The following is a 22298-nucleotide window of genomic DNA, read 5'->3' on the forward strand; positions in this document are numbered from 1 at the left end:
GAGTGCGACATGGCGACGATTTCCACCCTCCCCATCCCCGCCCGCTTCCAGGATGGCTTCGGCGGCGAGCCGCATATTCCCGAAAGGGTCATCGGCGAGCGCCGCAATTACCGCGCCGTGTGGGTCAGCGACATCCACCTCGGCACGCGCGGCTGCAACGCGCCGCTGCTGATCGACTTCTTCGACCATGTCGATTGCGAGACACTCTATCTCGTCGGCGACATCATCGACGGCTGGCGATTGAAGAAGCGCCACTTCTGGCCGCCCGAGCATAACGACGTCGTGTGGCGCGTGCTCAAGCGCGCCAAGCGCGGCACCCGCGTCGTCTATGTCCCCGGCAACCATGACGAGATGATCAAGCCCTTCGACGGCTTCGACTTCGGCGGCGTCGAGATCCGCCGCGAGGCGATCCACGAAACCGCCACCGGCAAGAAATTGCTCGTCGTCCATGGCGACGATTTCGACGCGGTGATGCTCGCGCACCGCTGGCTCGCCTTCGTCGGCGACGCCGCCTACACCGCGCTGATGAAGTGCAACGTCGTGGTCAACTGGGTGCGCCACAAGCTCGGCCTGCCCTATTGGTCGCTGTCGATGGTCGCCAAGCACAAGGTCAAGAACGCGGTCCAGTTCATCGGCCGCTACGAGGAAGTCGTCGCCCACGCCGCGCGCACGCGCGGGGTCGACGGGGTGGTGTGCGGCCATATCCACAGCGCCGAAATGCGCGAGATCGACGGCGTCGACTATTATAACGACGGCGATTGGGTCGAGGGCTGCACCGCGCTGGTCGAGCATCATGACGGCACGATGGAAATCCTCCACTGGGCCAGGGAAGTCGCGAAGCGCAGCGTTCCGGCGCAGCTCGAACTGCCCGCCCCGGCCCGCGCCGCCTGATGCGGATCCTGATCGTTACCGACGCATGGGAGCCGCAGGTCAACGGTGTCGTGCGCACGCTGCAGGCGACGATCGGCGAGCTGCGCAAGGCCGGACATGCGGTCGAGGTCATCTCGCCCGACCTCTTCCGCTCGATCCCCTGCCCCTCCTACCCGGAAATCCGGCTCGCCTTCGCGGGCCGGCTGCGCCGTCGGGCGGCGCATCCGCGCCTTCGCGCCGCAGGCGATCCATATCTCGACCGAAGGGCCGCTCGGTCTGGCGGCACGGCGCTGGTGCATCGCCAACCGCTTCCCCTTCACCACCGCCTACCACACGCGCTTTCCCGAATATGTCGCGGCGCGCCTGCCCGTCTCGCCCGGCCTCGTGTGGCGTTTCATCCGCTGGTTCCACCGCCCCGCGCGGCACATCATGGTCGCGACGCGCAGCCTCGCGCGCGAACTCGCCGAACAGGGGCTGACGCAGACGATGCTGTGGGAACGCGGGGTCGACCACGGCCTGTTCCGCCCCGGCCGCGCGCCGCACCCGGCCTATGAAGGTCTCGCCCGTCCGATCCAGCTCTATGTCGGCCGCGTCGCGGTCGAGAAGAATATCGAGGCCTTCCTCGATACCGCGCAGCCCGGCACCAGGGTCGTGGTCGGCGACGGCCCCGCGCTCGCCGAATTGCAGGCGCGCTATCCGGACGCGGTCTTTCTGGGCAAGCAGACCGGCGAGGCGCTGGCTTCGGCCTATGCCGGCGCCGACGTCTTCGTCTTTCCCAGCAGGACCGACACCTTCGGCCTGGTCATCATCGAGGCGCTGTGCTGCGGCACCCCGGTCGCCGGCTATCCCGTGCCGGGCCCCGGCGACATCGTTCGCGACGGTGCCGGGGCGCTCGACGAGAATCTCGACCACGCGATCGCCGCGGCGCTGGGGTGCAAGCGCAGCGATGCCGCGGCGCTCGGCGCGCGCTATCAATGGTCGGCCTGCACCGCGCAATTCGCCAAGGCGCTGACCTTCGTGCCCGCCGCCGCCAAGGGCGCGGCGCTGGGCACGACGATCCCCGCGTAGGCTGTATCGACATTCAGAAGATGGCGAGCCGAAAATGGTGGTTTTCCGTGACCCGGAGCGCAGCGCACTCGATGTGCGTGAGCACCGGAAGCGCGGAAAGCCGCCATTTGCAGGCCGCCAGGGCTGAATGTCGATAAGCCTAAAAGGCCTTGCGCCACTCCAGCTCGATATAGCGGCCCAGGGGGTCGATATAGCCAGGCTGGTAATTGAGCGGCACGATGCCATTGCCGTCGGTGATCTTGCGCTGCGCGTCAAAGATATTGTCGATCGACAGGCGCAGGCGCGATCCCTTCAGGAAGGGCAATTTCTCGATCAGCTTCGGCTTCTGGTTGAAATCCATGAAGACGCGCAGGTTGAAGGTCGCGAGATCGCCGAACTTCAGGTCGCCCGCGGTGCCGCCGGTGACCGTGCTGCCGCTGTCATATTTCGCGCTCAGCCGCACGCCGATGCCCTTGTTGAAGACGCCGCCGTCGAGTTCGACGAGGTGACGATTGCTGCCGCCACCCCCGGCCGTCGCCGAACCGTCGAGCAGGTCGAGCTCGGGCACGCCGGGGCGGATCAGCACCGTGTCGGTCAGCTTGATCGTGTGATAGAGCGATACCTGCCAGCGGCCGCCCTGCGGCCCGCCCAACATGCCGCCCGGACCTCCGGGGCCGCGACCGCCGCCGCCCGCGCGCGGACCGCCGCCGGGCCCGCGCGCCCGCCCGGCACCCGGACCGCCTTCGCCGCCGGCCCCCTCGGGCCGGGCGCCGCCGCGACCGCCGCCCGCACCGGGAGCGCCCTGCTGGGGCTGGCCGAAGCTCTTGCCGAAGTTGAAACCCCAGCGGATCTGCGAATTCTCGCTGCGGTCGAAATTGACCGGACGCAGGTCGAGCGCGGTCAGCACGCCATTGGTGTCGCGCGTCACGCGGTCGGGAAAGGCCGCCTCGATCTCCGGCGTCAGCAGCGGAAAGCCGCTCGCCGTGTCATAGCTTTTGTTGCGGTTGTAATTGACCGACAGGTTGAGCCCCTCGATCATCGGCGGCGACCAGTTCAGGCCCAGCTTGAGATCGCGGCGCTGCTCGGCGAGCAGCAGAGGATTGCCGCCCGTCGTCGTCGTGATTTGCACCGTCTGTCCGGTCGCGAAATCATAATAGGTGACCGCGGGTGTCACCAGCGGCGCAGCGCCCAGTTGCTGGATGCCGGGGGCCGCCTCGTCGTTGTTGAAGCTCGCGATCAGCGACAGGTTGTCGGTCACCCCCCAGTTGAGGTTGGCGCCCCAGCTCTTGAGCGCCGCAAAATCGCTCGGGTCCTGATACTGCCCGCTCAGCGTCAGCGACACGCGGCCGAGCTTGCCGACCTCATATTCGGGGTCGAGCAGCGGGATGGTCAGCGACCCGAACACGCCGGGCAGGTCGCGCGCGAGGTCGGTCGTCGTCACGCCGTTCGCATTGTCCGACCGGCTGTCGAAGCGCAGCCCCGAATAGCTCGCCGTCGCCGACAGGCGGATCGGGCCGGCCCAGCCTTCGGTCACCGTTCCCGACAGGTTGGCGTTGCCGCCGAAACTCTGCTGGCTGCTGTCGAAACGATCGGTTCGCGGCGTGCCGACGACGACGCGGTCGGTGAAGGTGCGTTGGTCGGCATCGGAATAATTGGCCGAGGTCGACCAGCGCCAGTCGCCGATCATGCCGTTGACGCTCGCGGTCGCGGCAAGGTTGCGGCTGCGCCCATTGCGTTCGAGCGGATCGGACGCGCCGCCCAGTCCGGGGCCGAGCAGCGACAGGCTGTCGGTCTGGTCGAAGCGCAGATTGATCGACGCGTCGGTGACCTTGTTCAGGCTGCGCTGGATCGTCGCGTCGATCTTGTACTGATCGCTCGCGCCGAGCAGGCTGCGCGCCGGGGCTTCGGCGGCCTGTCGCGGGTCGTCGTAGACGAGATTGCGCTCGCTTTCGCGCAGCATCGTCTGATGCTCCCACCCCGCGTTGACGTTGAAGCGGCCATTGGCACCGATCATCAGAAAGCTGGGTTCGATCTCGCTCTGGAAACGGCCGCCCTGCGTCGGAATGCCGCCCTCGGCTTCGACTGCGAGCTGGCGGAAATTGGGCTTGAGTACCAGGTTGACGACGCGCTCGTCGGCCGAATAACCATATTGCAGCGCGACTTCCTCGGGAAAAATCTCCACTTTCGCAATGGCTTCGGGGGGCAGGTTGCGCACTTCCCCAAAACCGCCGATGCGGCGTCCATTGACGAGGATGACGGGCCGCCCGCTGCCGCGTCCGCGGCCCGACCGCGTCTGCGGCTGGAGTGCGGTGAGCAGTTCCTCGACATTGGACACGCCGTAGCTCGCGATTGCGGCCTCATCGAGTTCGGCCTCGGCGGCGAAATCGGTGTCGAGCTGGCCCGCGAGGCGCGGTGCGGTCACCACGATGTCGTCTTCGCGGATTTCCTCATAGTCGGGGTCGGCGTCGGTGATCGCGGTATCGGCCGCAGCTGATCGGCGGCAGCGATCGCCGTGACCGCGACCGGGCTGGCAGCGCTTTCGGCCATCGCGGGACAAGCGAGCGACGCGCCCGCCGCGAGGAGGGCGGCCTTGACCGACAGAGAGGAAGACAAGGTCTGCATGGGAGAGGGAAGCCTTTTTTCTTTTGTCTTTGCATTTCTTTAGCGAGGCAGGCTGAACCCGCCATGACGCCCGCTTGCATCGGCCGTTCAGCTAGGCGGCGTTTGTCGCAACAATATGGCAGTGCAACAAAAGTTCCACCAACAGCGGATAGGAGCCGCCCGACAGCAGTCCCATGCTCGAACGAAAAAGGGGCGCCCCGCCCGGGACGCCCCTTTTTCTGTGGCAGGTTCTGAAGCCGGTCCGCCCGCTAGAATCGAAAGCGCGCGCCCCCGAAGACCAGGCGAAAGCCGAGCGACACCGACCAGTCATAAACGTCGTCGGTGCCGAGGCCGCTGGTGCCGCCGACCAGCACGAAATCGCCGCTCGTCGGGTTGCGGAGCTGCGCCCGGTCGCTGAAATAGCTGCCCTGCGCCGCAACGAACAGCTCGGCCCGGCGATGGCCGGCATCGACCGGCCGCGCACCGAGGTCGAGGGTCAGCTCGCCGCGGATCGTCCCGCCATAACCGGCGCCGCTCTTGCCGTCCTCGATCCGCCGGGTGAAATGGCGGTCGGCGGCGGCGCCGAAATTCTGGTCGACCGTCTCCAGCGAGTCGAAGTCGAAATCATAGAGATAGCCGGTCGCCTCGGCGCCGATTACGAAGCGCGCGGCGGGACCGATCGGAAGCACGGCTTGCCCGCCGAGCAGCAGATGCAGCTCGCGCTCGTCGACATCCTGCTCGATCAGCTGGCTGGCGATGACCGGCGTGGTGATCGAAACCTCGCCGCGATGGTCGCGGTCGCGTACCACCCCTTCGACCCCGACATAAAGATCGAACGCGCTCCCGGCCCGGTCGAACGGCCTCGCCGGCGGCAGGACGCTATGACGAAAGCCCGCCCGAAATTCCTGAGCGGCGACTTCGGAGGCGACCCGCAAGGGCACGTTCCCAGCGATGCCGGTGCTGCCGCTCGGCGATTCGGCCGTGTAGGGAAAGCCGCGCGCCGTTCCCGCCGGCCCGGCGGGCCGGTCGACGCTGTTTTCCGCGTCGCCCTCGGCATAGCGCAGGCTGAACCGCCCGATGCCCTGGAAGATGGCGGCGCCGTCGATGACGATCATCGGCAGGTGCTGCTGGCCGGTCAGTGCCGCCGTCTCGGGCGCCGGTACCGGTCCGTCGCGGACGAAGCCATAGTTGGTGCCCGGAATCCCGGCCTGCCCGGCGCCCGCCGCGACCTCGACGCTGGCCTTCTTCCTTTCCGCCTCCTCGCGCCGCTCGCGTTCCACGACGTCGAAAAGCGACTGCTGCCGCGCGACTTCCTTCACATCGGCCTCGGTCAGGCCCTGCGCGGGCTTCGCGGATGCCGGTGCGGATGGCGCCGCCGGAGCAGGCGCCGGCGTACCCCCGACCGGCCCGGGCAGGAACGGCCCCGGATCATAAGTCATCGTCTGGTTCTCCCGGTTCCGCGCCATGTCCTCGGGCGACGTCTGGCTGACGGCGGCGCCCGGCATCACGGCTGGCGCGACCGGCGGCGCGGGTGGCGGAGACGGCGGCAGCGGAGGCGGGGGCGGCGTCGGCGGCCCGCCGGGCGGGCAGGGATAGGCGCGCTCCTGCGCCAGCGCCTGGCGATAGGCGGCAAGATCGTCCTTCGAAAGCCGCTTGGCCTCGCGCTCGACCAGTTCGTAGAGGCTGTCGAGATTGCTCAGGCGGCGCTCGCACCACCCGTCGACGAGTTGCTGCCGCGTTTCGCGATAGGCGCGCAGCCGGTCGTTGTGCATGTCTCCCAGCCGCCGGTCGAAATCGTCGAGCAGGCTCGCGGATCGCGGCGACGTCAGATCGCCATAGCGGCCCTGCGCCTGCGCCGATCCGATCCCGGCGAAGACCGTACAGCCGAGCAATGCCGCGCGAAGATATGGTGATGCCATGACCGCCCCCTGTTGCCTGAACAGGGATGGTCTGGCCGCACCGCGCGGACACCGCATGATACGAACATACTATGCGGGCGAAAAATCGGGGTCGAGGGACGTCGGCTTTGGCGGGATTTCCTGGCCGCCCCTCCCGTTCGCGTTGAACCGGATTTGCGGATCGGCTACGTGGCTCCCGCCCAAGCGGCCGCGCGCGGGAATCACCCCCGCCAGTACAGCCACGCCGCCCATAGCCAGCCGACGATCAGCAACGTCCCGCCGATCGGCGTCACCGCCCCCAGCCATTTCGGCGCGCCGAGCGCCATCGCATAGAGCGTCACCGCAAAGATCGCCCCGCCCGCCAGCAGCATGATCGCCGAGCCCGCGCGCGAAGCCCATGATGGCCAGCGCCGCCACCGCATGGATCAACTGATACAGCCCGCCGGTGCGCAGCCATTCGGCCTGTTGCGGCCCCGCCGCGCCATGCGCGCCGAACGCGCCCGCCGCCACAGCCATCGCCGCCGAAATTGCGGCCAACACGCCTATCGCCATCCTGCACCTCGCCCTGCATCGCGCATCGTCATTGCCGCCGCCCCGCATGGCGCCAAGCACCGCGCGTGACAAGAGCGACGGAATCGACTATGGGCGCCGCCGATCATGACAATCAAGACCCTCCCCACCCAGCCGAAGGTCGGCATGGTGTCGCTCGGCTGCCCGAAGGCGCTCGTCGACAGCGAACGCATCCTGACCAAGCTGCGCGCCGACGGCTACGGCCTGTCGCCCGACTATGCCGGCGCCGACGTCGTGCTCGTCAACACCTGCGGCTTTCTCGACAGCGCCAAGGAGGAAAGCCTCGAGGCGATCGGCGAGGCGATGGCCGAGAACGGCCGCGTCATCGTCACCGGCTGCATGGGCAATGAGGCCGAGGTCATCCGCGCGCGCTTCCCCAACGTGCTCGCGGTCACCGGCGCGCATCAATATGAGCAGGTCGTCGACGCCGTCCACGACGCCGCGCCGCCGACGCAGGGCCCCTTCGTCGATCTGGTGCCCGAAGGCGGACTGAAGCTCACGCCGCGCCACTACAGCTATCTGAAGATCAGCGAAGGCTGCAACCACAGCTGCTCCTTCTGCATCATCCCCGACCTGCGCGGCAAGCTCGTCAGCCGCCGCATCGACGCGGTGCTGCGCGAAGCCGAGAAACTCGTCGCCGCGGGCACGAAGGAACTGCTCGTCATCAGCCAGGACACCTCGGCCTATGGCGTCGACATCAAGCATGACCCGCGGCAATGGCATGGCCGCGAGGTCCGCGCGCACATGACCGATCTCGCGCGCGAACTCGGCCAGCTCCGCACCGGCGAAGGCCGCGCGCCCTGGGTGCGCCTCCACTATGTCTACCCCTATCCGCACGTCGACGCGGTCATCCCGCTGATGGCCGAAGGGCTGCTCACCCCCTATCTCGACATTCCCTTCCAGCACGCGAGCCCCAGCGTCCTCAAGCGCATGAAGCGCCCCGCGAACGAGGCGAAGGTGCTCGAACGGCTGAAAGCCTGGCGCGAAATCGCCCCCGATATCTCGATCCGTTCGAGCTTCGTCGTCGGTTTCCCCGGCGAGACCGAGGCGGATTTCCAATATCTGCTCGACTGGCTCGACGAAGCCCAGCTCGACCGCGTTGGCGCCTTCCGCTTCGAACCCGTCGCCGGCGCGCAGGCCAACGCGCTCGACGATCCGGTCCCCGAAGAGGTCAAGGAGGAACGCTATCAGCGGATCATGGCGAAAACCGCCGCGATCAGCGCCGCCAAGCTGGAGGCCAAAATCGGCCGCACCCTGCCGGTGATCATCGACGAGGTCGGCGAAGCCGACGAAGACGGCAGCATCGGCGCCACCGGCCGCTCGCAGGCCGACGCGCCCGAGATCGACGGCCACGTCTACCTCCGCGACGTCGCGGCGACGCTGAAGGCCGGCGATATCGTCGATGTCGAGATCGAGGACGCCGACGAGCATGACCTGTTCGGGGTGGTCAAGGGAAGTTGAAGACGTGAAGCTCACACTGCTTTCCATGCTGGCTTTGGCGACAGCCTCGCCCGCCATAGAGCGCGAATCCCTGTTAGCGGCTCCGCTCGTGGTCGCCTTCAAAGAAGCGGATAGCTCGATTCACCGTGTCGGTATGTGCCTGGGTCCTCAAGCGGCGTATGAATCGGAAGAGCTGGACGCGCTCGATCGGCGGCTCGACCGCCTCTTGTATCAAGCTACCGTGACTTGGGGCGGCAATGACATCTCGATGCAGGCGGCCATCAATAAGACCAACGATAGCGATGAAGACGTCGACTGCGCGGCCAACGACATTACCGCGATGGTCGAGGAAAGTCGCGCGTCGCTGGATAGGCTGGAAAACAGCCTCAATGACCATCTGGCCGCATTTGACAAAGGCGTCTGGATGGGTTCGGTCGCGCTCTGCGGTGGGAGTCCTGTAAAAACGGAGTTCGCACAGCATAACATCGCCGGACAGGAAGCTTTGTTGATAACGCTCGACGGCCCTGCCGTTACCGAGCTCGCCGAACTGACTGAAGCCAGCGTCGGCTATCCGTTGGCTTTGCGTGTCGACGGGAAAATTGTCGTGGCCCCGTCGATCAACGAGCCCCTGCTCGGCGGACAATTCCAGATCGTCGGCCCCGACAAACCGGAACTGGAACGGATCGCATCCCTGCTTGCCTAGCTGTTCAAGAACCTAACGGCGCGCCCGCCGTATCTCGAAATGACCGCTCTTCTCTTCGTCAAACACGGGCGGAACCATTCTTGCACGCTGCCGAAGCAGCGCACAAATCCTGGTCGCCATTAGGCGATCCGTATCGTCATCCGCGGCATGGCAAAGGTTGATTTTCCCGTTGGCCGCCACGGTAAAGCGCACCTCAGCTTGGCGATTGTCGCCCAGGATCATCCGCGGTTCGGACGGGGTGAACCATCGCGTCGGACTGTCGAAAGACCGAGCGCCACCCACATAATGAAAAGCGTCTTCGCGTTGTTCGCGCTGCACCGCGACTGCCTGATCGGACAGGACGAGCGCGCGAAGGTCAGCGTCGGCATCGATCACGCGATATTCGCTCGACCGCAACCCGTCCCTCCCCCGCAACCACCCTGCTTCGAATTAGCTGAAAGAAACGGCAGCTCCAAGCCATGGAAGACCGTAGCGATCCGACACTCAATCCCCCCTCCGCAAGAACCGCTTTCCTAAAAAAGATCGGCGCATTAGCCTTGGCAGGTTGGAGGTCCAATGACTCGTTTCAGTCGCCCGAGGCATGGATGATGGCTTCGCTACATATGTCGAGCCACATCCTCGCTAGGGCGACAAAGGAGACAGTTTCGCCGCGCACGACGGTATCCTTTGTCGCTTTAAGGCCGCCTCCCGCCCCGAATGTCTTGCGCGCTCAATGCGATTCCAGAGTAAAGTTGCGCAGTTTTCCGGGCTTTCGGAAATGCGGCCCGATTCCTCTCCTCGCCACTCGGGATCGAGTCCCGCACGGCGGAGACATGGCGGCGCGACACCGGCGCAAAATGCGATTCCCGCGTGAAGTTGGGCGGATTTCCGCCGCTTTCCGCAGGGAACGGCTCGGCCCCGCCGCCGTTTAGACAGCATGAACCGCATCAGGGCCACCATATGCGCATAGTCCGAACGGCCACAGCGGCCTTGCTGCTCACCGCCACCCTTGCCGCCTGCGACCGCCAGACCAAGGTCGAAGCCCCGCCGCGCGCGACCGACAAGGCGCCGTCCCCTTCGCAGACCTCGCTGATCGCCGTGCCCATCAACGCCGATATCACTGCGCTGAAGCGGGAACTCGAACGCGCGGTGCCGAAGACGCTGTGGACGATCGACCGCCGCGAAAAGGCCTGCGTCGCGCCGCAGCGGGTCAAGGTCTTCGGCAAGAAGGTCAAGGTCACCCCCGCCATTCCCTGCACCATCGTGGGGCAGGTGACGCGCGGGCCGCTGCGGCTGCGCGGCGAAGGCGACGAGATCGTCGTCGATGTGCCGATCAACGCGGCGATCAGCGCGCGCGACGTCGGCGGGGTGCTGAAGGGCGAGACCGCGACCGGCGCCGCGCTGGCGCACGCCCGCATCCGCGTCGAGCTCACCCCCGACTGGCAGACGCGCGGCAAGGCGCGGATCACCTATGGCTGGACCAGGGCGCCGGGGATCGACTTTCTGGGCAAGCGCATCACCTTCACCGACGAGGCCGACGCCAAGCTGAAACCCGTCGTCCGCGATGTCGAAACCAGCGTCAACCGCGAGATCGCCAAGCTCGACATCCGCAAACAGGCGGCGGGCGTCTGGCGGCAGAGCTTCACGACGCTCGAACTCAACCGTGAGAACCCGCCGGTGTGGATGCGCGTCACGCCGCAGCGCATCCTGTACGGCGGCTATCGTCTCGACGGCCAGCGGATCAACCTGAACCTCGGCATCGAGGGGATCACCGAAACCTTCGTGTCGGACCGCCCGGCGGACCCCGCACCCACCCCCTGCCGAAACTGGTGCGCGAGATGCCCAGGCCGCATCTCGACGTGCGCGTCCCCGTGATCGCCGACTATGCGCAGCTCCAGCCGGTCGTCGACCGCGCGCTCGCCAAGCGCGCGAAGCGGCCCTTCGTGCTGCCCGAACTCGGCCCGATGGACGTCACATTCGGTCCGTCGACCATTTACGGCGCGCCCGGCGGACGCATCGCGCTGGGGGTCGATGTCGAAGCGCGGCTGCAAAGCCGCACGGGCAAACCGACGCGCGGCCGGCTGTGGATGACCGCGATCCCGCGCAACCGGGCCGGCTCGGCCGAGGTGCGCTTCTCCGACATCGTCATCACCGGCGATACCGACAATGCCGCGGGCGACCTGTTGATCCTGCTTGGGCAGAGTCCGGGCTTCGCGCCGCTGATCGCCGACGCCCTGACCCAGAATTTCACCCGCGACCTCGACGAACTTCAGGGCAAGATCCGCCGCGCGGTCGGCCAGCGGCGCGAGGGCGCCTTCGTCATCCGCACCGACATCGCGGGCTTCGCGATCGGCGAGATCAGGGCCTATGGCAACGGCCTCTATCTGCCGGTGCAGATGACCGGCGGGGCGAGGGTCGATTATCGCCCGGGGACATGAGCTAGGGCGCATCGACATTCAGGAGATGGCGGAGCGAAAATGGTAGTTTTCCGTGACCCGGAGCGGAGCGTACTTCCAGTACGTGAGCACCGGAAGCACGGAAAAGTGCCATTTGCAGCCCGTCAGAACGGAATGTCGATACGCCCTAGAACAGCCGCGTGATCGCGTAGAAAAGTGCCGCCACCACCGCGCTCGCCGGGATGGTGATGAACCAGGCGACGACGACATTGCTCGCCACGCCCCAGCGCACCGCGCTCGCCCGCCGCGCGACCCCGGCGCCGATGATGCTGCCGGTGATCGTGTGCGTCGTCGACACCGGGATGCCGAGCAGGCTGGCGGCGAACACCATGATCGACCCGCCGGTCGAAGCCGCGAAACCCTGATGATGCGACAGCTTGGTGATCCGCCCGCCCATCGTCTCGATGATCTTCCACCCGCCCGACAGCGTGCCGAGCCCGATCGCGATATAACAGGCGATCGCGACCCAGTGCGGAACGTGGAATTCGCCGGTCAGATACCCGGTCGAATAGAGCAGGACCGTGATGACCCCCATCGTCTTCTGCGCATCGTTGAGCCCGTGGCTCAGCGAATAGGCGGCCGACGAGAAAAGATGCAGGTATCGAAAGCTGCTTTCGGCGAATTTCGCGGTCACACGGTGCAAGGCCCAGCTACTGACCAGCATCACGAGCATGGCGAGGACCATGCCGAGCAGCGGGGACAGGAAGATGGCGATGACCGTCTTGTTGAGCCCGGTCCACTGAATCCCCTCGAACCCCGCGTGCGCCACGCCGACCCCGACGATACCCCCGACGAGCGCATGGCTCGACGAGGAAGGGATGCCCTTCATCCAGGTCACGACATTCCAGAACATCGCCCCGACCAGCGCGCCGAACACGACCGCGCGGCGTCACCAGATTCTTGTCGATCAGCCCCGCCCCGATCGTCTCCGCGACCTTGTGCAGCGCGGGGAAGGCAAGCGACAGGAAATAGGCCGCAAAGTTGAAAAAGGCGGCGAACAGCACCGCCTGCACCGGCCGCAGCAGCCGCGTCGCGACGACCGTCGCGATGCTGTTCGCGGCGTCGTGCAGCCCGTTCAGAAAGTCGAACGCCAGCGCCAGGATGACGAGACCGACGAGCAGGGGAAAGGCGAGTTCGTACATCGCGAGCGCCCCGCTTACGCGTGGTCGATGACCAGACCGTCGATCTCGTTCGCCACATCCTCGAAACTGTCGGTGACGCGTTCGAGATGGCGGAACAGTTCGCGGGCGATCAGGAAGCGCGTCGGGTTCGCCTCGCCATGTTCGCGGAACAGGCGCTTGAGCCCCGCGGCGTGGATTTCGTCGGCATGCCCCTCCATCCGCACCAGCCGTTCGGTGAGTTCGTGGAGCCGCGTGCCATTGGCGCCGATGTTGCGGAGCAGGGGCAGCGCCTCGGCGGTCAGGCGCGCCGCATCGACGATGATCCCGCCGATGTCGCGCATCTCGGGCTCGAATTCGGTGACGTCGTAGAGGTCGACGGCGCCCGCGGTCTTCTGCATCTCGTCGATCGCATCGTCCATCGAGGCGATGAGGTCGGTAATCGCGCTGCGGTCGAAGGGAGTCAGAAAGGTACGGCGGACGGTCTGCAGCACTTCGCGGGTGATCGCGTCGGCGTCATGTTCGCGCTCGATGATCTCCTGGACATGGTCGGCCATGCCCTCGCCGCCCTGCATCATCCGCGACAGCGCATTCGCTCCGGCAACCAGCGTCCCCGCGTGGCTCTCGAACAATTCGAAAAAATTTCCCTGTCGCGGCAGCAAACGCTGAAACCATGCGAACATCGAGCTTACCCCTGTTTTCTCGGCCACGTTCCGGACGACGCCACGCGGCTGGGCGACGGCGCGAAAGCCGCCGTCGCCGAACGAGCGGATCAGCGCCTGCAGGTCCGGCTCGTCGACCGCCGATGCCGCGTCGCGAAACGAGAACCATTGGCGGTCGCGTTCGTCCATTTCCTTCCACTCGTCGAGCTCGTTGGTCACGGCGAGCGGAAAGACCTCGACCTGATACATGATCGACGCGCCGTTCGCGCGGCGCTTGCGATATTCATAGCTGCCGATCGATGTCGGGCAGACGGCGCCGATCACGCCCGCCTCTTCCTCGGCCTCGATCGCCGCGGCGGCATGGCGCTCGATGCCGGTGAGCGGATTGCCCTTGGGCACCACCCAGCGTTTCGTCTCGCGCGAGGTGATCAGCAGGATTTCGGTCGGCCCGTCCTGCGCGGGTCCGCTGAAACGATAGGGAAGAACGGCGATCTGACGCATTTCGATCCGGTCCTTTCCTCATCGCGCGGCGCGCCGACCGCATGTTACAAATCGGCGTCGCCTCTATGACAATATTATGACAGCGGCAAGGCACCCCCCGATGCCCACCCCGTCAATTCGATTGCAAAACGCAACGGGGTGCGTAAGCTGGTCTTTAAGGACATGTGGGAGACGACATCATGGCAGGCACGGCGACCATGGAACGCGCAGGCGGCGCAACGGATGCCCCCGTCGATCAGGACGTGCTGATCGTCGGCGCGGGCATTTCGGGCATCGGCATGGCCGCGCACCTCCAGAAATACAGCCCCGCCCGCAGCTTCGGGCTCGTCGAGCGCCGCGCCAACCTGGGCGGCACCTGGGACTTGTTCCGCTATCCCGGCATCCGGTCGGACAGCGACATGCACACGCTAGGCTTCGTGTTCGAACCCTGGAAGCACGAAAAGTCGATCGCCGACGGCCCGGCGATTCTCGACTATCTGAATCGCATCGTCGACGAACGCGGCATCCGCCAGCACATCCGGTTCAACCGCAAGGTGATCGGCGCCGATTGGGACAGCGCGACCGCGCGCTGGACCGTGACGCTGGAGGACGAGAAGGGCGCGACATCGACCACCACCGCGCGCTGGCTCTATCTCGGTGCCGGCTATTATGACTATGATTCGCCGTTCGACGCCCATTTCGCCGGACGCGAGGATTTCCAGGGGCAGATCATCCATCCGCAATTCTGGCCGAAGGATCTCGACTATACCGGCAAGAAGGTCGTCGTGATCGGGTCGGGTGCCACCGCGGTGACGATCGTGCCCGCGATGACCGATCCCAGGAACGGACCGGGCGCGGCGCATGTCACGATGCTGCAGCGCACGCCGACCTGGTTCGCGATCCGCCCGGCCAAGGATCGTCTCGCCAATTTCCTGCGCAAGGTCCTGCCCGAACAGCTGGCGTACAAGATCACGCGCTTCAAGAATGTGAAGATGCAGGACATCGTCTTCCAGAAGGCGCGCGACAAGCCGGAGAAGGTCCGCGACTACCTGACCAAGCAGGTCAAGAAGAGCCTTGGCGACCGCTATGACGCCGAAGCCTTCACGCCGCCCTACAATCCTTGGGAACAACGACTGTGCCTGGTTCCCGACGCCGATTTCTTCGAGGCGATCAAGCGCGACAAGGCGTCGGTCGTCACCGACCATATCGAGCGGTTCGATGCGACCGGCATCCAGCTCAAGTCGGGCAAGCATCTCGACGCCGACATCATCGTCACCGCGACGGGGCTCAGCCTTGCGGTCGCCGGCAAGATACCGGTCCGCGTCGACGGCGACCTCGTCGACTGGAGCCAGCATTTCTATTACAAGGCGTGCATGTTCTCGAACGTCCCGAATTTCTCGGCGGTGTTCGGTTACCTCAACGCATCGTGGACCCTGCGCGCCGACATCGTCGCCGAATATGTCTGCCGCGTGCTCAATCATATGGACGCGACCGGAACCACGGTTGCAACCCCCGCGCTCGCCGACCCGTCCAGCCTGACCGAGGAGAATATCTTCGACTTCTCGTCGGGCTATATCCAGCGGTCGCTGCACATCATGCCCAAGAATGCCGACGCGCTGCCGTGGCGGCTCAACCAGAATTATATCCAGGACCGTGTCGACATGCGCACCGGCGCCATCGACGACGGGGTGCTCAGCTTCGGCAACGCCCACGCGGCGAGCCCGGCCAGGGCGGAGCCAGCGCTCGAGGCAGCGGAATAGTCGCGGCGCGCCGGCAGCAACGACGCGCCAATTGCTCAACTATGGCACATATTGCAGTATTACCGCCAATCTGGCGGCAATATAGCGGGTAAATACCGGCTCCTATATTTACTTCATACTGATCCTGTATTATTTTCGCCCTGCTTTCCCGAGGGAACCGAAGTCATGGGCGCGGGGTCGAAAACCAGGGTCTGGCGAAGCGTAAGACTGGGGGTACTGGCGATGGCCGTGCCCGCGCTGCTCGCATCGTGCAAGGATGGCGGCTACGGCGGCAAGCAGGAGGTCGCGGCCGCGGCGAGCTGCCCCGAAGGCTTTGGCTGGGCCGAGGGACTGCAAGCCTATCTGGACCCGGACGCGACGATGCCGACGGCGATGAGCGCCGATGCCGACGACTGCCTGTTCAACCAATGGTCATGGGAAGCCTTCGTCTGGGCGAATGCCCCGGTCGACGGCAAGCCGCGCTTCCTCAGCTGGCAAGTGCCCGACGATCTGGTCGCGGATCCCCGCGACGTGCCGCGCACCTCGCTGCTGCGGCTCGACGCGCATATGAAGCCGATCCACCCCGGCATCGGCACCAGCAACCAGGATAGTGCCATCGTCGAAGCCGACGGCAGCATGCTGATCGGGCAGAACGGCTATCCGGTCTATGCCTCGATCCACATGACGCCCAATTATTTCGCGGTGGCCAAGCGCAACCTGATCGCGACCGGCGCCTATGAGAGCAACCCGGACCAGGACGATTATTTCAGCGTCGGCGACGCGATCGTGAAGGCGACCTGGTACCGGCTCGCAGCCGGCGAAACGGCGCCCGCGGGCGCCTATACGACGCAGGCCGAGGTGCCGGTGCTGCAGAACAACTGCAACGCCACGGGCTGCGCCGTCGTGCCGTCGGGCAAATATGAGGTCGTCACGGTCGCGCTCGTCGGCATGCATGTCGTCGGTTATGTCGACAATCACCCCGAATTCCTGTGGGCGACCTTCGAGCACAAGCTGAACGCGCCGATGTTCGCCGACAACAGCTTCAGCTTCGACGCCAATGCCAGCAATCCCGGCAATTTCACCTTCTACAAGGCCGGGACACCCTATTCGCAATCGGCCTTGCTCGTCGAAACCAACACCAATCCCGCCACCGTCGCTTTCGACGTGGCGACGGGCAAATTCTCGCCCGCGACGCAGATCGTCCAGATGAACCGGACGGGCGGCGACACGCAGCCGAACGGCCCGTCGAACATCACCGCCATCAACGTCGCGTCGCAGAAGGCCGTGCGGCAATTTCCCGAACAATTCGCCGCTGCAATATTATAATCTGATCGGCACCGCCTGGTTCAAGCCGAACACCTATGTCACGTCCACCGCGGGCTGGCAGAATCTGAACCAGACCAATGCGGTCGGTGCGATCAGCCTGATGAACAGCACCGCGGAGACCTTTCTGCAGAGCGCCAAGGGGCAGCAAGGTAATAATTGCTTCGAATGCCACAGCGCGACGAGCTTTTCCTATCAGGGCATCCAGCCAAAGGCGCTGACCCCGCGCCGCGTCGCGATCAGCCATCTGATCGCGGTGGGTTCGGCCTATGAGGTTCCGAATACCCTGCCGGTCAAGTCGAGCGGAACAGCGCCGACGGCAAAGGCCATGCCGAGGAAATAGAGCTGCACTGGGTCGCAGTCGCATGACCCCGGGTCCCGCAAGGATCCGGGGTCATGTCTATTGCGGGTTGAAAAGCCGCAGGCAACAGGGTTTTGGCAAATGGCCGGTTCGGGAGCGGATTACGGACCGTCCGCAAGGCGTCCCCGCCGCGAAAAGGTTCAATAATCCGCCAGCAACCGCACCAGTTCGGTCTGGCGGCGCGCGCCGGTCTTGTCGAATACCGCCTGCAACTGGTTGCGCACCGTGTTGCGCGTGATCCTGCGTGCCGCGGCATAATCCGCGGTGCTGCCGCCATCGGCGATGTGCAGCGCGAGCAGCGCCTCCGACGCGGTCAAACCGAACATCCGTCCCAGCCGTTCGACCCGCGCCGCCGCATCCTCGGCGATTTCGATGACCAGTTCCATGCCCATTTCGGCATAGTCGCCCGCGACCCCGGTCACGATCTCGACCGCGCGCCGCTTGGCGTCTGGATAGAGCCGCACATAGTCGGCGAGCGTTTCCGATGTAGCGACCATCGCCTCCACAGCCTTGCGGCCGGTCCCCTTGATGCGCATCGCAGCACCCCCTAAAACCCTTGGAAGATAGCCGATTTCGGCGTCTGGAGGAACAGGCGATGGCGGCACTGGCGCTCGACCTGCCGGGGGTGGAGGTGACGGCGATGCCGCGCGCCACCCCGCGCGCCCGCCGCGCCCTCCTCGACCTTGGCGTCGCGCTACCTTGGCGGCTCGGCGGCTGGCTCGTCGCCACCGAACTCGCGCGCGCCGCCGCGATCGCCGACCCTGCGGAACAGCGCGAACGATACCGCACGCTGCGCGAGCGCTACGTCGCGCTCGAAGCCAAGCACATCGCCACGCTCAACGTCGCGACCGGTGGTCTTTCGGTCGAGCGCCCGCTCGCGAACGGCCCCGCCATGTCGTGGATCGACGGCCCCGGTTTCCGGCGCGACATGGTGCTGCTCTATGTCCCCGGCGGATCGTTCGTCGTGCCGCGCAGCCCGCATTTCACCGCGATGATCGCGCGCATCGCGAGGGAAGCGGGCGCGAAGGTGATGATCGGCGACTATCGCCTCGCCCCCGAATTTCCAGCCCCCGCCGCGATCGGCGATGTCGAGACCGCCGCCGAGCTTCTGATCGCGCGCGGCCACGCCGCGGAGAATATCGTCCTCGTCGCCGAATCGGCCGGCTGCGGCATCGCGCTCGCGGCCACGCAGCGCCTCGTCGCGCGTGGGCACCGGCTGGCGGGGCTCGCCTTCCTGTCGCCGTGGATCGACCCCGATCCCGCGCGCCGCGATGTCCACCCGGTCGCGCGCCAGTGCGCCCGCCTCTACCTCGGCTCCGCCGATCCGCGCGCCCCTTCGATCAATCCCGCCTATGGCACGATGCGCGGCCTGCCGCCGATCGCGATCCACGCCAACCGCCGCGACCCGATGTTCGCCGACGCCGACATGCTCGTGCGCCGCGCCGCCGCCGCGGGCGTGCCCGTCGAACTGCGCGCCTGGCCGGGGCGCATGCATGTGCTCGAACGCCACGACGACCCCGATGCGCGCCGCTCGGTCGCCGAACTCGCCGCCTTCATCGCCCGCTGCCAGCCCTACCGCACCGTGGCTTAGCGTATCGGATTCTCTCGTCACCGCAGCCCTGAGCCTGTCGAAGCCTGTCCTGAGCACCTGCAAGGCAGTCGAAGGGGGCGCTTCTCGGATAGGCGCCGTTCGACAGGCTCAGGGCTGCGGTGAAATTTCGCCACGACAGGCTTGGGAAAAGGCCTGGAAATACTGGACAGGCGCGGGGTCCCTCCTTAGGTGGCGCCATGTCCATCCAACCTTCCGAATCCATCCTGATCGTCGACTTCGGCAGCCAGGTGACCCAGCTCATCGCCCGCCGCGTCCGCGAAGCCGGGGTGTATAGCGAAATCGTCCCCTTCAGCGCCGCGGCGGCCGCGCTCGAGCGGATGCAGCCGAAGGGCGTGATCCTGTCGGGCTCACCGGCTTCGGTCCCCGCGGACGGCAGCCCGCGCGCGCCGCAATCGGTCTTCGACAGCGGCCTCCCGATCCTCGGCATCTGCTACGGCCAGCAGGTGATGAGCCAGCAGCTCGGCGGCCGGGTCGAGCCCGGCGGCACCGACGGCGAGCGCGACGGCGAATTCGGCCGCGCCTTCCTGACCGTCACCGAGCCCTGCGTCCTTTTCGACGGATTGTGGGAGGTCGGCGAACGCCACCAAGTGTGGATGAGCCACGGCGACCGCGTCACCCAATTCGCCCCCGGCTTCCGTATCGTCGCGGTCAGCGACGGCGCGCCTTTCGCGCTGATCGCCGACGACGATCGCCGCTATTATGGCACGCAGTTCCACCCCGAGGTCGTCCACACCCCCGATGGCGCCAAGCTGATCGCGAATTTCGTCCGCCACGTCTGCGGCTGCGCGGGCGACTGGACGATGGCCGAGTTCCGCGCCACCAAGATCGCCGAGATCCGCGAACAGGTCGGCGGCCAGCGCGTGCTGTGCGGCCTGTCGGGCGGCGTCGACAGCGCGGTCGCCGCGGTGCTGATCCACGAGGCGATCGGCGAGCAGCTCACCTGCGTCTTCGTCGATCACGGCCTGCTGCGCATGAACGAACGCGAACAGGTCGAACGCCTGTTCCGCGATCATTACAATATCCCGCTCGTCGTGGTCGATGCTGAGGAACGCTTCATGGCCGGCCTCGCGGGCGTCACCGACCCCGAAAAAAAGCGCAAGTTCATTGGCGCCGAATTCATCAATGTGTTCGAAGAGGAAGCAAAGAAGATCGGCGGCGCCGATTTCCTCGCGCAGGGCACGCTCTACCCCGACGTGATCGAGAGCGTCAGCTTCACCGGCGGGCCGAGCGTCACGATCAAGAGCCACCACAATGTCGGCGGCCTGCCCGAACGCATGAACATGAAGCTGGTCGAGCCGCTGCGCGAACTGTTCAAGGACGAGGTCCGCCTGCTCGGCAAGGAACTCGGTCTCCCCGACATCTTCGTCGGCCGCCACCCCTTTCCCGGCCCCGGCCTCGCGATCCGCATTCCGGGCGAGGTGTCGAAAGAGCGTTGCGACATCCTCCGCAAGGCCGATGCCGTCTATCTCGAGGAAATCCGCAATGCCGGCCTCTATGACGCGATCTGGCAGGCCTTTGCCGTTCTGCTCCCCGTCAAGACCGTCGGCGTGATGGGCGACGGGCGCACCTACGACCATGTCTGCGCGCTGCGCGCCGTCACCTCGACCGACGGCATGACCGCCGACATCTATCCGTTCGACGCCGCCTTCCTGTCGCGCTGCGCGACGCGTATCATCAACGAGGTGCAGGGCATCAACCGCGTGGTCTATGACTATACGTCGAAGCCGCCCGGCACGATCGAGTGGGAGTGATCCGACATGAGCAATCGCCCCGAACGTCTTGACGTCGAAGCCTCGGGCGGCTGCCAGTGCGGTGCGGTGCGCTGGCATGTCACCGCGGTGCTCGACACGTCGCACATCTGCCATTGCCGCATGTGCCAGAAGGCGGCGGGCAATTTCTTTGCCGCGCTGATCGGTGTCCCCCGCGACGCGATCACCTGGACGCGCGGCACTCCCGCAACCTTCAACAGCTCGGACAAGGCCGCGCGCGGTTTCTGCCGGGATTGCGGCACGCCGCTGACCTATGATTATTTCGACAGCAAGAACATCAACCTGACGACCGGCTCGTTCGACGATCCGTCGCAATTCCCGCCCCGCTTCCAGTTCGGCGCCGAGGGACGCCTCGCGGTGTTCGCCAACCTCCCCGTGCAGGACGAGGGCGCGACCGAAAAAACCATGGCCGGCGTCGTCGCCGCGATCGCCGCGAGCAACCACCAACATCCCGACCACGACACCGAAAGCTGGCCCGCATGACTCCCACCGCCACCATCCTGCTGCTCGGTTCGGGCGAACTCGGGCGCGAGTTCGTCATTTCGGCGAAGCGCCTGGGGTGCCGCGTCATCGCCTGCGACAGCTACGAAGGCGCCCCCGCGATGCAGGTCGCCGACGGATATGAGGTTTTCCCGATGCTCAACGGCGACGCGCTGCGCCGGGCGATCGAAAAGCACCGGCCCGACCATATCGTCCCCGAGATCGAGGCGATCCGCACCGAGATTCTCGCCGAGGTCGAGGCCGAGGGTTTTCACGTCGTGCCTTCCGCGCGCGCCGCGCAGCTGACGATGAACCGCGATGCGATCCGCGACCTGGCGGCGAACGAGCTTGGCCTCACCACCTCGGCCTTCGAATATGCGGAGACGCGCGAGGCGCTGATCGCCGCCGCGAGCCGCATCGGCTTCCCGCTCGTCGTCAAGCCCGTCATGTCCTCGTCGGGCAAGGGGCAAAGCACGGTCAGGGACGCCACCGGCATCGACGCCGCCTGGGATTATGCCGCCGCAGGCATGCGCGGCGACCGGCTGCGCGTGATCGCCGAGGCCTTCATCGACTTCGACTATGAAATCACCCTGCTGACGGTACGCCACAAGGACGGCGTCGCCTTCTGCCCGCCGATCGGCCACCGCCAGGAACGCGGCGACTATCGCGAAAGCTGGCAGCCCGCCGCGATGTCGGCGGCGGCGCTGGAATCGGCGCAGGACATGGCGGCCAAGGTCGTCGATGCGCTCGGCGGCCACGGCATCTTCGGGGTCGAATTCTTCGTGAAGGGCGACCAGGTCATCTTCTCCGAGCTCTCGCCACGCCCGCACGACACTGGCATGGTGACGCTCATTTCACAGGGCCTCTCCGAATTCGATCTCCACGCCCGCGCGATCCTGGGGCTGCCGATCCCCGCGATCGAGGTTTCCGACGCCAGCGCGAGCGCGGTGCTGCTCGCCGACCGCGACGCCCGGGATTTCGCGATCACCGGCCTGGCCGAGGCGCTGACGCCGCCGAACGCCCGCACCGCCGTCGACGCGCGCATCTTCGGAAAGCCGGTCACGCGCCCCTATCGCCGCATGGGCGTCGCGCTCGCGAAGGTCTCGGGCGGTACGACCGACGACGCCCGCGCGGCGGCGGTCGCGGCGGCAGGCAAGTTGCGCATCGCCTATCGCTAGCACCGGCGGGCG

17 protein-coding genes and 3 pseudogenes are annotated in these 22298 nt (G+C 66.3%); 13 read left to right on the forward strand and 7 right to left on the reverse strand.

Annotation, left to right across the window (positions count from 1 at the left end):
* Window positions 1-9: 9 nt before the first annotated feature.
* Window positions 10-891, forward strand: coding sequence for a UDP-2,3-diacylglucosamine diphosphatase (locus N0A20_RS11735; RefSeq protein ID WP_260580568.1), 882 nt, complete (start codon window positions 10-12; stop codon window positions 889-891).
* Window positions 891-1938: pseudogene (locus N0A20_RS11740) on the forward strand (glycosyltransferase family 4 protein). Before N0A20_RS11735 ends, N0A20_RS11740 begins: the two are co-directional and overlap by 1 nt.
* Before the next feature lie 139 nt (window positions 1939-2077).
* On the opposite strand, the gene N0A20_RS11745 reads toward N0A20_RS11740, so the two are convergent.
* The 3 genes and pseudogenes from N0A20_RS11745 to N0A20_RS11755 all read right to left on the reverse strand — a co-directional run bounded on the left by N0A20_RS11745 (window position 2078) and on the right by N0A20_RS11755 (window position 6968).
* Window positions 2078-4474: an ABC transporter ATP-binding protein gene (locus N0A20_RS11745; protein ID WP_260580569.1), complete on the reverse strand. Its 2397-nt coding sequence runs from the start codon at window positions 4472-4474 to the stop codon at window positions 2078-2080.
* 313 nt (window positions 4475-4787) lie between these two features.
* Window positions 4788-6437: a hypothetical protein gene (locus N0A20_RS11750; RefSeq protein ID WP_260580570.1), complete on the reverse strand. Its 1650-nt coding sequence runs from the start codon at window positions 6435-6437 to the stop codon at window positions 4788-4790.
* 200 nt (window positions 6438-6637) lie between these two features.
* Window positions 6638-6968, reverse strand: a pseudogene (locus N0A20_RS11755) (DUF423 domain-containing protein).
* A 105-nt stretch (window positions 6969-7073) separates the two neighbouring features.
* On the opposite strand from N0A20_RS11755, the gene rimO reads away from it, so the two are divergent.
* On the forward strand, window positions 7074-8447 hold the full coding sequence (rimO, locus tag N0A20_RS11760; RefSeq protein WP_260580571.1) for a 30S ribosomal protein S12 methylthiotransferase RimO: 1374 nt from the start codon (window positions 7074-7076) through the stop codon (window positions 8445-8447).
* 4 nt (window positions 8448-8451) lie between these two features.
* Complete coding sequence (locus N0A20_RS11765) at window positions 8452-9129, forward strand: SecDF P1 head subdomain-containing protein (protein ID WP_260580572.1); 678 nt, start codon at window positions 8452-8454, stop codon at window positions 9127-9129.
* Window positions 9130-9141: 12 nt separating this feature from the next.
* On the opposite strand, the gene N0A20_RS11770 is transcribed toward N0A20_RS11765, so the two are convergent.
* Window positions 9142-9504, reverse strand: coding sequence for a hypothetical protein (locus tag N0A20_RS11770; RefSeq protein WP_260580573.1), 363 nt, complete (start codon window positions 9502-9504; stop codon window positions 9142-9144).
* Between the two features lie 564 nt (window positions 9505-10068).
* On the opposite strand from N0A20_RS11770, the gene N0A20_RS11775 reads away from it, so the two are divergent.
* Complete coding sequence (locus N0A20_RS11775; RefSeq protein WP_260580574.1) at window positions 10069-10983, forward strand: DUF4403 family protein; 915 nt, start codon at window positions 10069-10071, stop codon at window positions 10981-10983.
* Window positions 10947-11546 carry a DUF4403 family protein gene (locus N0A20_RS11780; RefSeq protein WP_260580575.1) on the forward strand — a complete coding sequence of 200 codons (600 nt, stop codon included), beginning with the start codon at window positions 10947-10949 and terminating at the stop codon, window positions 11544-11546. Before N0A20_RS11775 ends, N0A20_RS11780 begins: the two co-directional genes overlap by 37 nt.
* Before the next feature lie 145 nt (window positions 11547-11691).
* On the opposite strand, the pseudogene N0A20_RS11785 reads toward N0A20_RS11780, so the two are convergent.
* A pseudogene (locus N0A20_RS11785) lies at window positions 11692-12706 on the reverse strand (inorganic phosphate transporter).
* A 14-nt stretch (window positions 12707-12720) separates the two neighbouring features.
* Window positions 12721-13845, reverse strand: coding sequence for a DUF47 family protein (locus N0A20_RS11790; RefSeq protein ID WP_260580576.1), 1125 nt, complete (start codon window positions 13843-13845; stop codon window positions 12721-12723).
* Between the two features lie 179 nt (window positions 13846-14024).
* Here N0A20_RS11790 and N0A20_RS11795 point away from each other — a divergent pair, with 179 nt between their 5' ends.
* The 3 genes from N0A20_RS11795 (at window position 14025) to N0A20_RS11805 (ending at window position 17229) form a co-directional block, all read left to right on the forward strand.
* A complete protein-coding gene (locus tag N0A20_RS11795) occupies window positions 14025-15584 on the forward strand; it encodes a flavin-containing monooxygenase (protein WP_260580577.1) in 1560 nt (519 codons plus the stop codon).
* A 222-nt stretch (window positions 15585-15806) separates the two neighbouring features.
* Entirely contained in the window at window positions 15807-16889 is a 1083-nt protein-coding gene (locus tag N0A20_RS11800; protein WP_260580578.1) for a hypothetical protein, read from the forward strand.
* Between the two features lie 100 nt (window positions 16890-16989).
* Window positions 16990-17229, forward strand: a complete 240-nt coding sequence (locus N0A20_RS11805; protein WP_260580579.1) for a hypothetical protein — start codon at window positions 16990-16992, stop codon at window positions 17227-17229.
* 158 nt (window positions 17230-17387) lie between these two features.
* Here N0A20_RS11805 and N0A20_RS11810 read toward each other — a convergent pair whose 3' ends face one another.
* Window positions 17388-17783, reverse strand: a complete 396-nt coding sequence (locus N0A20_RS11810; RefSeq protein WP_260580580.1) for a helix-turn-helix transcriptional regulator — start codon at window positions 17781-17783, stop codon at window positions 17388-17390.
* A 59-nt stretch (window positions 17784-17842) separates the two neighbouring features.
* Here N0A20_RS11810 and N0A20_RS11815 point away from each other — a divergent pair, with 59 nt between their 5' ends.
* From N0A20_RS11815 to purT, 4 genes are all read left to right on the forward strand, one after another.
* Window positions 17843-18838, forward strand: a complete 996-nt coding sequence (locus tag N0A20_RS11815; protein ID WP_260580581.1) for an alpha/beta hydrolase — start codon at window positions 17843-17845, stop codon at window positions 18836-18838.
* Window positions 18839-19035: 197 nt separating this feature from the next.
* Window positions 19036-20610 carry a glutamine-hydrolyzing GMP synthase gene (gene guaA / locus N0A20_RS11820; protein WP_260580582.1) on the forward strand — a complete coding sequence of 525 codons (1575 nt, stop codon included), beginning with the start codon at window positions 19036-19038 and terminating at the stop codon, window positions 20608-20610.
* Between the two features lie 6 nt (window positions 20611-20616).
* Complete coding sequence (locus tag N0A20_RS11825) at window positions 20617-21111, forward strand: GFA family protein (RefSeq protein ID WP_260580583.1); 495 nt, start codon at window positions 20617-20619, stop codon at window positions 21109-21111.
* Entirely contained in the window at window positions 21108-22286 is a 1179-nt protein-coding gene (gene purT / locus N0A20_RS11830) for a formate-dependent phosphoribosylglycinamide formyltransferase (protein ID WP_260580584.1), read from the forward strand. The genes N0A20_RS11825 and purT overlap by 4 nt, the downstream gene beginning before the upstream one ends.
* The last annotated feature ends 12 nt before the right edge of the window (window positions 22287-22298 follow it).

The organism is Sphingopyxis sp. PET50, assembly GCF_025244705.1.
In the GTDB taxonomy this organism is placed as follows: domain Bacteria; phylum Pseudomonadota; class Alphaproteobacteria; order Sphingomonadales; family Sphingomonadaceae; genus Sphingopyxis.